Below are 13,021 nucleotides of genomic sequence, written 5' to 3'. Positions count from 1 at the left end.
GGAGGAATGAAGATGCAGTTATTCAGAATCATTTCGTTGGAAGAAGATCTGTGGGCGATCAATGAAATAGACAAAACGGTTATGTATGTGATAAATGGAACAGAAAGAGCACTTCTTCTGGATACGGGACTGGGACTTACCGATTTAAAAGAAGAAATTTTGAAACTTTGTGGAGAAAAACCTCTGTTTGTTGTAAATACGCATGCCCATGTGGATCATAATTCAGGAAATCATCAATTTGAAGAAGTATGTGTGGGAAGATATGACGAACCTTTTTCCCATCAGATCGTAGACCAGGAGCTGAAAAAAATGTCTGAGCTCATGTTCTTTGAAATTCCTGAAAAAGAAGGATTCTCGTTTGAAATGTGGAATCCCGGACCGGCAAGAAAAATCTGTACACTCAGGGATGGGGATATCTTTGATCTGGGAGATAAAAAGCTTAGAGTTCTGGAAGTTCCCAGTCATACCCTGGGTTGTATTGCATTGTTTGAGGAGAAGAAAGGATGGCTTTTTACAGGAGATATCATGCTCACCTGGGAAGTGTGGGGACATTTGAATCCTGGAAAAAGTCCGCATGCCCCATCTGCTTCTTTGCGTGTATACTATGAAAGCCTTTTAAAATTGAAGAAAATCAGAAAAAAAGTAAGCAGCGTTTTTCCTGCCCACGTCTGCGAAAAAGAAAAAGACTGTTATAAAAAGTATGCGTTATCTCCGGAAATTATAAATATATATTGTGACGGAATTGAGAAAATATTTTCAGGAGAACAGAAAGGTGAACCTTATTTTCATATGGTCGAAAACGGAAGTGTTGTGAAATTTACAACAGGTGGTATTGTCTATCAGAAAGATAGGATGAATTAAATAGGAAAATATCGGCAAGTTGATTGATTATAGATTCCCTCAAAAAAATCCCCTGTACGGTTCGGCGTTTGTACGTAGATCCGGCACAGGGGATTTTGGTGTTTATAAGATCAGACTTTATGATATTCTTTCTTTTTCTCAGCCTTGGCTTCGCAGGTAAGCTCAACACCAAGCTTACGGAAGCTGATCACATCCACATCGGAAAGCATTACGGAAGTATGAGCCTGGCATCCACGGAGATTCGGGATCTGTTCCAGGGCAAGGCGTGCGGCATCGCTGGTTGCGGCACTCATGGAAAGGGCGATCAGGATCTCATCAATGTGAAGACGTGGATTCCTGCTTCCCAGATATTTGGTCTTCAGCTGCTGGATCGGATGGATGGCATCCGGAGAGATCACATGAAGCTCGTGATCGATTCCTGCCAGCTCTTTCAGGGCATTGAGAAGAAGAGCTGCGGATGCGCCGAGAAGATCGGAGGTTTTTCCGCATACGATCTTTCCGTCAGGAAGTTCCAGAGCGGCGGCAGGGCCATTGGTTGCTTTTTCTTTTTCGAGGGCAGCCGGAACAACCTTACGGTCAGTGATCTCTGCATGAGCCTGCTGGAGAAGAAGCTCGATCTTACGTACCTCATTCTCTGTGCCGGAGCCGGAAACCAGAGCGTTCATGCTCTTATAATAACGGCGGATGATCTCCTGGCGGGAAGCCTCCTGGCATACTTCATCGTCAACGATGCAGTTACCTGCCATGTTGACACCCATATCTGTCGGAGATTTATAAGGGCAGCTGCCCATGATCTTCTCAAACATGGCCTGTACAACAGGGAAAACTTCTACGTCACGGTTGTAGTTGACGGTAGTTTTGCCGTAAGCCTCCAGATGGAACGGGTCGATCATGTTGACATCGTTCAGATCTGCAGTGGCAGCTTCGTAGGCAAGGTTTACCGGATGTTTCAGAGGAAGATTCCAGATCGGGAAGGTCTCGAATTTTGCATAGCCGGCTTTTACCCCACGTTTGTATTCGTGGTAAAGCTGGGAAAGGCAAGTTGCCATCTTTCCGCTTCCTGGTCCCGGTGCTGTGATCACGACCAGAGGTCTGGTAGTCTCGATATAATCATTCTTTCCATAACCCTCGTCACTTACAATAAAGGAAGTGTTGCTTGGATAGCCGGGGATCAGGTAAAGCTTGTAGACACGGATTCCCAGTTTCTCCAGACGTTTTTTGAAGAGATCGGCGCTTTCCTGGCCGGAGTACTGTGTGATGCATACGCTTCCCACATACAGGCCACGGCTTGAAAACTCATCCATAAGACGGAGCACATCTTCGTCATAGGTGATCCCAAGATCGCCACGTATTTTATTCTTGTCAATGTCATTGGCACTGATAACAATAACGATCTCCGCCTGATCAGAAAGCTGCATCAGCATGCGGAGCTTGCTGTCCGGTTCAAAACCCGGAAGAACACGGGATGCATGGTAGTCGTCAAACAGTTTGCCACCGAATTCAAGATAAAGCTTGTTGCCGAACTGACCGATTCTTTCACGGATGTGTTCTGACTGCATTTTCAGATATTTGTCATTATCAAAACCTATTTTCATTTGTCTGATTTCCTCTCCTCTTTAATTTTCCAATTCACTGGGAACAGTATACTACAACTTTACGTTCACTGGCAATATCCAGTGTGGTGTTTTTTCGATGGTATTTTTGTAATCTCGCAGTTGATTTATATGGTTTTTCTCTTTATAATAAAGAAATGACAAGAGGAGGAAAAAAATGAATAATCAACTGAATAATGATCAGGACGGGAAGCGACCTGACAACAAAGATCCCAGGCAGGGATCAGGTAAGAATCATCAGTCGATTCTGGCTTTTCTGATATGCCTCCTGGTCACACTGGTGTGCTTCGCGTTGTTTACCAATATGCTGAAGGATAACAGCAGTGAGATCTCCTATGATAAATTTATCGATATGGTGGATAAGGACCAGGTTAAGGAAGTAACGATCCAGTCCAGTACATTGACGATCGTACCCAAGAAAAAGAATTCCAAGTACGAGGATATGAGCTATTACACCACGAAGACCGAAGACAGTACAGCACTTACCAAGAGACTGGAAGGAAAGGGAATCAAGTTTGAGACCGATCCGCCGGATGTTTTTGGTGAATTTGTTGCAATGATCCTGAGCGTGGTTCTGCCGACACTGCTTCTGTTCGGACTTCTGATGTTCTCCATGCGCCGCATGAACAAAGGCGGCGGGATCATGGGCATGGGCGTAGGCAAGAGCAAAGCCAAGGCATATGTGCAGCAGGAAACGGGCGTTTCCTTTAAGGATGTGGCAGGTCAGGATGAAGCCAAGGAATCTCTCCAGGAAGTTGTGGATTTTCTTCACAACCCCGGAAAATACACAGCCATCGGAGCCAAGCTGCCTAAGGGCGCACTTCTTGTAGGCCCTCCGGGAACCGGTAAGACATTACTTGCCAAGGCAGTTGCAGGTGAAGCGCAGGTACCGTTCTTCTCTCTTTCCGGCTCGGAATTTGTGGAGATGTTTGTGGGCGTGGGTGCCTCACGTGTCCGTGACCTTTTCGAGGAAGCCAAGAAGAATGCTCCGTGTATCGTATTTATCGATGAGATCGATGCCATTGGTAAAAGCCGTGATTCCCGCTATGGCGGCGGAAATGATGAGCGTGAGCAGACATTGAACCAGCTGCTTGCGGAGATGGATGGCTTTGATACATCCAAGGGACTTCTGATCCTTGCTGCGACAAACAGACCGGAGGTTCTTGATCCGGCTCTTCTCCGTCCGGGACGTTTTGACAGACGTGTGATCGTTGACAGACCGGATCTTAAAGGAAGGGTGGATATCCTGAAGGTACATGCCAAGAACGTACTTCTGGATGACACCGTTGATTTTGAAGCTATTGCACTTGCAACTTCCGGTGCGGTAGGCTCTGATCTTGCCAATATGATCAATGAGGCTGCGATCCTTGCAGTCAAGAAGGGACGTAAAGCTGTATCACAGAAGGACCTGGAAGAATCCGTAGAAGTAGTTCTGGTGGGAAAAGAGAAGAAGGACCGTATCTTAAGCAAACAGGAACGCCGGATCGTATCCTACCATGAAGTCGGACACGCACTGGTAAATGCACTCCAGAAGGATGCGGAGCCTGTACAGAAGATCACCATCGTACCCCGTACCATGGGAGCACTGGGTTACGTTATGCAGGTACCTGAGGAAGAAAAATATCTCAACACCAAGAAAGAACTGGAAGCTATGCTGGTAGGCTATCTTGGCGGACGTGCTGCAGAGGAGATCGTTTTTGACACAGTTACTACAGGTGCTGCCAATGATATTGAGCAGGCTACCAAGGTGGCCAGAGCCATGATCACACAGTATGGTATGTCTGAGAAGTTCGGACTGATGGGACTTGCTACACAGGAGAATCAGTATCTCAGCGGAAGAGCAGTTTTAAACTGTGGTGATGATACCGCAACAGAGATCGATCATGAGGTGATGAAGCTTCTCCACCATTCCTATGAGGAAGCCAAGAGGATCCTTGGAAGTCACAGAACAGAGATGGATAAGATCGCGGAATATCTGATCCGCAAGGAAACCATTACAGGTAAAGAGTTCATGAAGATCCTCCGTGCAGTTCAGCAGGGCCTGGATATCCCGGAGAATCTGGATGATCTGGTACTTTCCGAGGATGAAAAAGAAGTGTCCAATAAACAGGATATTGAAATGATCGCGGAAAATAACGAGGCTGCAAAAAGTACAGAATCGGTTCAGTTCAGACCGGAGATATCCGGACAGGAACTGACAGAGGATATGCAGGCACCGGAGAAAACAGAAGAATCTGCTCAGACAACAGATGCCGATCATGCAGAAACAGAAGAAAAGCCGGGATCACAGGCATAAAACAGATCATCGTAAAACCGGGAGAAATCCCGGTTTTCTTATTACTGTAATAGTAAAACAGGAGAATAAAGTATGTTCATAATCGAGGAAGAATTAAAGAAGCTTCCGGCAAAACCGGGAGTTTACATCATGCATGGCGAGAAAGACGAGATCATCTATGTGGGAAAAGCCATCAGCCTTAAGAATCGTGTGCGCCAGTATTTCCAGAGCAGTCGTAACAAAGGTGCCAAGATTGAACGGATGGTTACACATATTACCAGATTTGAGTACATTATTACGGATTCGGAGCTGGAAGCCCTTGTGCTGGAGTGTAATCTTATCAAGGAGCATCGTCCGAAATATAATACCATGCTCAAAGATGACAAGAGCTATCCGTTTATTAAGGTGACAGTTCATGAGCCATACCCGAGGGTGCTTTTTGCCAGGAGAATGAAAAAGGACAAGGCAAGATATTTTGGCCCCTATACAAGCGGCGGAGCAGTAAAGGACGTGATCGAACTGGTGCGGAAGCTGTATCAGGTGCGCTCCTGCAACCGCAGTCTTCCGAGAGATACCGGAAAGGACCGGCCCTGTCTGTACTATCATATGAAACAGTGCAAGGCACCCTGCCAGGGATATGTCAGCCAGGAAGAATACCGGAAGAATATCAATAAGGTGATCAAATTTCTGAATGGAGATTTTCAGGACGCCATTAGTGAGCTGATGGAAAAAATGCAGAAAGCTTCGGAGGAAATGCGCTACGAAGATGCTATGGAATACCGGGACCTGATCAGCAGTATCCGGAAGATCGGGGAACGGCAGAAGATCACCGGCTACGGGCAGGAGGACAGGGACATCATTGCAGTAGCCATGGATGACAGTGAAGACCTCAGGGATCAGGATGCGGTTGTCCAGGTGTTTTTTATCCGGGATGGCAGGCTGATCGGCAGAGATCATTTTTATCTCCGTGTGGCAAAGGGCGATACAAAGGCGCAGGTCCTTTCCAGCTTTCTGAAACAGTTTTATGCGGGAACGCCTTTTATCCCATCTGAGATCATGCTGCAAAGTGAGATCGAAGATGCAGATATCATCGAGGAATGGCTGTCAGGAAGAAGAAAGCAGAAGGTACACATCCGGGTCCCGAAGAAGGGAACCAAGGAAAAGCTGGTAGAACTTGCCCTGGAAAATGCCCGTATGGTACTTGCCAAGGACAGAGAACGGATCAGGCGGGAGGAAGGACGAACTATCGGAGCTGTTCATGAGGTGGAAGAATGGCTGGGCTTGAAAAATGTGGTGCGCATGGAAGCCTATGATATTTCAAATATCAGTGGCTTTGAGTCTGTGGGATCCATGGTAGTTTATGAAAAAGGCCGTCCCAAACGCAGTGATTACCGTAAGTTCAAGATCAAATGGGTACAGGGACCCAACGATTATGCCAGCATGGAAGAGATTTTGACCCGAAGGTTCACTCATGAGAGTAACGGAGAATTTGACAGCTTTGCAAGGCTTCCGGATCTGATCCTGATGGATGGTGGAAGAGGGCAGGTAAATATCGCTCTGAAGGTGCTGAATGAGCTTGGGATAAGCATCCCGGTCTGCGGTATGGTCAAGGACGATCATCATCGGACGAGAGGCCTGTATTTCAACAATGTGGAGATCCCCATTGACACATCCGGCGAAGGCTTCCGCCTGATTACCAGGATCCAGGATGAAGCCCATCGGTTTGCCATTGAATACCATCGTTCCCTCAGGAGCAGGGAACAGGTCCATTCTATCCTGGATGATATCCCGGGGATCGGTGATACCAGGAGGAAAGCCCTTCTGCGTAAATTTAAATCTGTGGAAAATATCCGGGATGCATCGGAGGAAGAACTGGCACAGACAGAGAGCATGAATGCCAGAAGCGCCCGTCAGGTCTATGAATTTTTTCATAAATCCTGATGCTGCATTGCAGTTTCAGCAGTGATTGTGTATAATTGAAGATAAGGTGTCTCACGCCCCGGTAAAACGGCAGTGAGAATGCAAACTTTCAGCGAAAAGGAGACAAAAGTATGAAGGGTGTACAGTTGACAAAGATGGTACAGGAACTGGAGCTTAATAATCTGACTCCGGAGATCGACCTGTCAGGCATCGTGATCAAGACTGCGGAGATCAACAGACCTGCGCTTCAGCTTACCGGATATCTGGAGCATTTTGCCAATGAACGAGTTCAGATCATCGGATATGTAGAGTATACGTATCTGATGCAGCTTAATGAGGAGGAGAGACGTTTTAAATATGAACGTTTCATTTCCAGCAAGATCCCATGTGTTATTTTCAGTACCATGACCCGTCCGTCTCAGGACATGATCGATCTGGCTGTTAAATATAATGTTCCAACATTCGTGACAGAAAGAACAACATCCAGCTTCATGGCAGAGATCATCCGCTGGCTGGGCGTGCAGCTTGCACCATGTATTTCTATTCATGGTGTGCTGGTTGATGTTTACGGCGAGGGAATCCTGATCACAGGTGAGAGCGGTATCGGTAAGAGCGAGGCAGCCCTGGAGCTGATCAAGAGAGGTCATCGTCTTGTCAGTGATGATGTTGTTGAGATCCGTAAGGTCAGTGACGTAACACTGGTGGGATCTGCGCCGGATATCACACGTCACTTTATTGAACTTCGTGGTATCGGTATCATCGATGTAAAAACACTGTTCGGTGTTGAGAGCGTTAAGGATACCCAGTCCATCGATCTTGTGATCAAGCTTGAGGAGTGGGACAGAGACAAGGAATACGATCGTCTTGGACTGCATGAGGAGTATACAGAGTACCTTGGAAATAAGGTAGTATGCCATTCTCTTCCGATCCGTCCGGGCCGTAACCTGGCGATCATCGTTGAGGCAGCGGCTGTCAACCACAGACAGAAGAAGATGGGATATAATGCGGCAGAGGCTCTGTACAAGCGTGTACAGGCAAATCTTGCGAAAAAGAGAGAAAATCCAGATGACGAAGAATAAGAGAGGGTAAGAAATGAGAACATATTGTTTTGGAATCGATGTAGGTGGAACAACTGTAAAATGCGGACTTTTCCGCACGGATGGTACTCTTGTTGAGAAATGGGAGATTCCAACCCGTAAAGAAAACAAGGGAGATCAGATCCTTCCTGATGTGGCAGCAGCAGTAAATGCCAAGATGGAAGAAAAGGGTATCTCCAAAGAGGAGGTGGAAGGCGTCGGGATCGGTGTTCCGGGACCGGTAAACTCCAAAGGCGAAGTATCACGTGCAGTAAATCTCTTCTGGGGATATAAGAACGTTGTGGGAGAGATGGAAGAACTTACAGGTCTTCATGCGGAAGCCGGAAATGACGCCAATGTAGCGGCATTGGGAGAGGCATGGAAGGGTGCTGCAGCAGGCTCCTCCGATGTGATCATGGTCACACTTGGAACAGGTGTAGGCGGTGGTATCATTGTTGATGGAAAGATCGTGACCGGACATCACGGAGCTGGCGGTGAGATCGGACATGCCAATGTGGATCATCATGAAACAGAATCCTGCAACTGCGGAAACAGGGGCTGTCTGGAACAGTATGCTTCTGCGACCGGAATTGTCCGCATGGCAAAAAAAGAGCTTGCAGCTTCCAGTGAGAACAGTGTTCTCAGAGATGCCGGAGAGATTTCAGCAAAAGCAGTTCTGGACGCATTTAAGGAGAATGATCCGGTAGCTGTAGCAACCATGGAAAAGGTCGGAGAGCAGCTGGGTGGTGCTCTTGCCATTATTTGCTGTGTGACAGATCCGGAGACCATTGTTATCGGCGGAGGAGTTTCCAAGGCCGGACAGCCGCTTATTGACTGTATTCGGAAATATTACAGAGAGTATGCTTTTGAATCCTGCAAGGATACTCCTATCGTGATCGCGACACTTGGCAATGATGCAGGAATCTACGGTGCAGCCAAGATGGTACTTTAACCGAACTAGGGAAGTTCCCTGCTTCAATTGCGAAAAGTAATAAGCGGTGGGTGGGACTTGCCTGAACTGATAAACTGCGAGACAGTAAGAAGTTATTAAAAGTAAAAAAAGTGGTTTCCATATTTCAGGAAACCACTTTTTTTATATGTTGTTTATGAAAGATACCTATAATGGAGATCATTCATAATATTCTACCGGATCTTCGCCGGTGTCATCGCTGCCGTCATCGCCACCGGTATCATTGCTGTTATCATAGCTGCCGTCATCACCACCGGTGTTGTCGTCTGTTCCGGAATTGTCAGTATCATCACCGGTATTATCGGAACCGTCATCGGAATTGTCAGTATTGTCAGTGTCGGTGCTGTCAGTACTGTCCGGAGCTGCGCTTGGAATCGCTTCAGCTGCTGCATCGGTATCGGCGTCCGTATCTTCGTTATTATAATAGTCCTCTTCATCGTAATCGCTGCTGCCGTAGAAATGCTGATCACAGTATTCGGTGGGAAGACTGGAGATATCAAAATACTCTGTGATAGTCGGGCATCCGGATCTGGGAAGAAGACCGGTTTCTGCGCAGACACTGGCTTTTTCCACACTGGAAGGCATATCGAAATCTCTGTCCTCCAGGCCCTCGTGGATACGGGTCATAACCTTTTTCCAGAGGTTTTTGTGGAAGTTACGGGCATCTTCCGGAATTTTTTCGTTGTTGTCATAGCCGGACCATACTGCACAGGTGTAGTACGGTGTGTAGCCTACGAACCACAGGTCATTGTAGTCCTCTGTAGTACCTGTTTTTCCGGCTACAGTCATATTGTCCAGCTGGCAGGCGGTACCGGTACCTTTTTTTACAACATCTTCCATGGCGCTTGTAAGAAGATAAGCGGTACTGTCTTTGATCACAGATCTGGAAACGGAGGAGTTCTCGATCAGAACATTTCCGTCATGATCAAGGATCTGTGTATAATAAATCGGTTTGATATAGTTCCCGCCATTAGCAATGGCTGCATATGCAGCACAAAGTTCCACGTTCTTGACACCTTTGGTGATACCGCCAAGAGCAGTAGCCAGGTTGGCGTCACTCCAGATATTTCCGTTGGCATCTTTATCTGCTTCAGTTCCGTGAGCTAGTGTGGTGAAACCGAAATCATCCAGATATTTAAGGCCGAGAGCCGGGGTAACCTGCTCCAGGCATTTAACAGCTACAACGTTGATGGAATTCTGGATCGCTTTGCGGATGGTGGTCTCGCCGCCGTAGCTTCTTGAGGCGTTGTTGACAGGAGATCCGTCCGGGTATTCGTAAGGCTCATCCATAAAGGTTGTAGCAAGTGTATCGCCTTTTTCGTTCAACGCAGGTGCATAGGTGGAAACGATCTTAAAGGTAGAACCAGGCTGTCTGGTCGTATCAGTGGCACGGTTCAGGGTCAGGCTGGCTGTTTTTTCGCCACGGCCTCCGATCAGGGCTTTTACGTAACCGGTATGCTGGTCAATGACAGTCATGGAAGACTGTGGCTGTGGCGCAAAGTTTACACGCTCAGATACTACGGTGCTTCCGTCTGCCAGGATGTTAGCCTTGTATTGATCCACATACTGCTGACCTTCTTCAGGAGAATCAAAGAGAAGATCAAATTCCGGATCCTGATCACGGAAATACAGCTGCAGCATTTCTTTGCTGTAGTTTGTCTGTTTTCCATCCGGGCTTTGTACAGTCAGTGCATAATCCAGTTCATACTGAACATTGGCCGGATAGTTATCAGGGTTTGCATATTCCTCATCAAGGATCTGCTGCATGTTGGAATCCAGGGTTGTCATGATCTTCAGACCACCGCTGTAAAGAAGATTGGTAGCCTGTGTCTTGGTATATCCTTTAATGTTCATCAGGTCGCTGATGACCTGATTGGTAACCTCATCTTCGAAATACGTGTAAACGGTACTTTCTTCTTCGGTGTTCTCAAGCTGTGCGGCCTGGATACGGGAATAAACGTCATCATTCAGTGCTGCATTATATTCATCCTGTGAGATGTAATTCTGATCCAGCATGTGATCCAAGACTTCCTTCCGTCTCTTGGAGTTTGCCTTTGGATTGGTGATCGGATTGAATTTGGTAGGGTTCTGCGTGATGCCGGCAAGGGTGGCACATTCAGAAAGATTCAGATCCCATACGTCTTTGTTAAAGTATTTTTTGGAAGCGGCCTGTACACCGTAGGAACCTGCACCCAGGTTAATGGTATTCAGGTAATTCTCAAGAATCACATTTTTGTCATATTTTTTTTCAATCTGTACAGCAAGGTACTGCTCCTGGAACTTACGTGTGAAACGTTCCAGCTGTGTGGATTCGTTGGTCCAGTCAGTGAAAACATTATTCTTCAGAAGCTGCTGTGTGATGGTACTGGCACCCTCGGAAAAGTTACCGGTGGTGATCGCCTTCATTCCGGCACGTGCGATACCGCGGACATCAATACCGTTATGTTCATAAAAACGCTCATCCTCAATGGCTACCACTGCATGCTGCAGACTGACCGGGATCTGGTCCAGGGAGACCGGGAGACGGTTGGATGTAGGGGCTGAAAGCTGTCGGATCTGTGTTCCCTGGTCATCATACAGGAAGGTTGCATATCCGAGAGGTGAAATATCCACATCGTTGACGTCAGGTGCTCCGGCGATCACGCCCCGGAAGGAGCCGATACCAAGGCAGACAACCATGACGCAGACTGCGATCAGAGCTGTAAATAAAACCCGGATAAACGAAACATGTGCTCTTTTTTCCAGCATGGAAGTACGGGAGATCAGAGCATTCCGCTTCTTGGAAGTGGATCTTTTTCCGTAGTTCATAATATTCCTCCTTTATAATCCGTTTTATTATAACAAATATGAGATGCCAAATAAAGCCTTAAAAAAAATTTCACAATTCATGATATCTTATACATTGTGCAATGAAGATAATTATTATACAATAAAGAAAACTCTGCCTGAAACAGAGGGTTGGATATAGATAACGGAGGCGTAAACCATGCTGGAACATTATAAAACCATATACGAAGGCGGCGAAGGCGAACTTGTGGAAAAAAAATCCCGTTTCATCGCAACCGTCCGTCCTGTGGAAACAGAAGAAGAGGCCCTTGCCTTTATCGAAGAAATGAAAAAAAAATACTGGGATGCACGTCATAACTGCTATGTATATTCCGTAGGGATGAACCGGGAAGCCACCCGCTGCAGTGATGACGGAGAACCATCCGGAACAGCCGGAAGGCCTATGCTGGATGTGCTTCTGGGAGCCGGGATCTATAATGCGGCCATTGTGGTGACCAGATATTTTGGAGGTGTCCTTCTTGGGACAGGAGGGCTTGTGCGGGCATATTCCGGTGCAGTCCAGGCAGGACTGGCGGCAAGTACCGTCATTGAGAAGCATCATGGGATCTCTCTTCAGGTGACGACGGATTATACAGGGATCGGAAAGATCCAGTATATCGCAGGAGAAAGAAGTTTGCCGATCCTGGATTCCGAATATACCGACAAGGTTGTCCTGAAGCTTCTTGTGCCGGATGATCAGGTCGAAGAGGTGAAGAAGGCGATCACAGAAGGAACAAATGGAAGAGCCGGACTTGAGAAGGATGCAGAACTGTATTTTGCGAAAGTAAACGGAGAAGTGAAGACCTTCGAAAAGTAAAAGAAAAGAGAATGTCAGTATAAAAATACCCCGGGAAGAGGGCAGATGATCTGCGTTACAGTCTGCTCTTCGCGGGGCTTTTTTATTTCAGAAAATTATTCCTGTCAGCATTTCTCCGGTTCCGGATAATCCACACCAAAGGTATCAACAGTCATGGAGCTGATCTTCTGCTCGTCAAGAGGACGGTCACTGTAGTCCGTGTCTGTCTCTGCGATAGCATTTACAACATCCATGCCCTCAATGATCTGACCGAATGCAGCATAGCTTCCGTCAAGATGCGGAGCAGCCTTGTGCATGATAAAGAACTGGCTTCCGGCAGAGTTCGGATTCATGGCTCTTGCCATGGAGAGAACACCTGGTGTATGCTTCAGGTCGTTTTTGAAACGGTTCTGGGAGAACTCACCCTTGATGCTGTATCCCGGGCCACCCATACCGGTTCCGTCCGGGCATCCGCCCTGGATCATAAAGCCGTTGATGACACGGTGGAAGATCAGGCCGTCATAAAAGCCTTTTTTTACAAGGCTGATGAAGTTATTTACTGTGTTCGGGGCAACTTCCGGATATAATTCCGCTTTCATTACATCGCCATTATCCATTGTGATGGTAACGATAGGATTTGCCATAGTTTTCGCACTCCTTTTCAAAAAGTATTGTATTTCGCTG

9 protein-coding genes are annotated in these 13,021 nt (G+C 46.9%); 6 read left to right on the top strand and 3 right to left on the bottom strand.

Annotated elements, in window-relative coordinates; all coding sequences use genetic code 11:
• The first annotated feature begins 12 nt into the window (after positions 1-12).
• Positions 13-861: an MBL fold metallo-hydrolase gene (locus tag CCC70_RS05260; RefSeq protein ID WP_287084396.1), complete on the top strand. Its 849-nt coding sequence runs from the start codon at positions 13-15 to the stop codon at positions 859-861.
• Between the two features lie 110 nt (positions 862-971).
• Here CCC70_RS05260 and CCC70_RS05255 read toward each other — a convergent pair whose 3' ends face one another.
• Positions 972-2,456, bottom strand: a complete 1,485-nt coding sequence (locus tag CCC70_RS05255; protein WP_287084395.1) for a DUF1846 domain-containing protein — start codon at positions 2,454-2,456, stop codon at positions 972-974.
• A 175-nt stretch (positions 2,457-2,631) separates the two neighbouring features.
• Here CCC70_RS05255 and ftsH point away from each other — a divergent pair, with 175 nt between their 5' ends.
• The 4 genes from ftsH (at position 2,632) to CCC70_RS05235 (ending at position 8,697) form a co-directional block, all read left to right on the top strand.
• Positions 2,632-4,770 carry an ATP-dependent zinc metalloprotease FtsH gene (gene ftsH, locus CCC70_RS05250; protein ID WP_287084394.1) on the top strand — a complete coding sequence of 713 codons (2,139 nt, stop codon included), beginning with the start codon at positions 2,632-2,634 and terminating at the stop codon, positions 4,768-4,770.
• A gap of 72 nt (positions 4,771-4,842) precedes the next feature.
• On the top strand, positions 4,843-6,690 hold the full coding sequence (gene uvrC / locus CCC70_RS05245; protein WP_287084393.1) for an excinuclease ABC subunit UvrC: 1,848 nt from the start codon (positions 4,843-4,845) through the stop codon (positions 6,688-6,690).
• A 110-nt stretch (positions 6,691-6,800) separates the two neighbouring features.
• On the top strand, positions 6,801-7,748 hold the full coding sequence (hprK, locus tag CCC70_RS05240) for an HPr(Ser) kinase/phosphatase (protein WP_021651515.1): 948 nt from the start codon (positions 6,801-6,803) through the stop codon (positions 7,746-7,748).
• Between the two features lie 13 nt (positions 7,749-7,761).
• Positions 7,762-8,697 (top strand): ROK family glucokinase, encoded by a 936-nt coding sequence (locus tag CCC70_RS05235; protein ID WP_287084392.1) that lies wholly within the window; start codon positions 7,762-7,764, stop codon positions 8,695-8,697.
• A gap of 177 nt (positions 8,698-8,874) precedes the next feature.
• Here CCC70_RS05235 and CCC70_RS05230 read toward each other — a convergent pair whose 3' ends face one another.
• Positions 8,875-11,523 (bottom strand): transglycosylase domain-containing protein, encoded by a 2,649-nt coding sequence (locus CCC70_RS05230; protein WP_287084391.1) that lies wholly within the window; start codon positions 11,521-11,523, stop codon positions 8,875-8,877.
• Between the two features lie 178 nt (positions 11,524-11,701).
• On the opposite strand from CCC70_RS05230, the gene CCC70_RS05225 reads away from it, so the two are divergent.
• Positions 11,702-12,358 (top strand): YigZ family protein, encoded by a 657-nt coding sequence (locus CCC70_RS05225; protein ID WP_022426677.1) that lies wholly within the window; start codon positions 11,702-11,704, stop codon positions 12,356-12,358.
• A gap of 104 nt (positions 12,359-12,462) precedes the next feature.
• On the opposite strand, the gene CCC70_RS05220 is transcribed toward CCC70_RS05225, so the two are convergent.
• Complete coding sequence (locus CCC70_RS05220; RefSeq protein WP_021651510.1) at positions 12,463-12,981, bottom strand: peptidylprolyl isomerase; 519 nt, start codon at positions 12,979-12,981, stop codon at positions 12,463-12,465.
• Positions 12,982-13,021: the final 40 nt, after the last annotated feature.

Origin of the sequence: Blautia sp. LMAG:89, from assembly GCF_008679485.1 — a bacterium.
Taxonomy (GTDB): domain Bacteria; phylum Bacillota; class Clostridia; order Lachnospirales; family Lachnospiraceae; genus Blautia_A; species Blautia_A fusiformis.
Note: the sequence above shows the minus strand (reverse complement) of the source record. Positions and strands in the feature narration are given on the sequence as shown.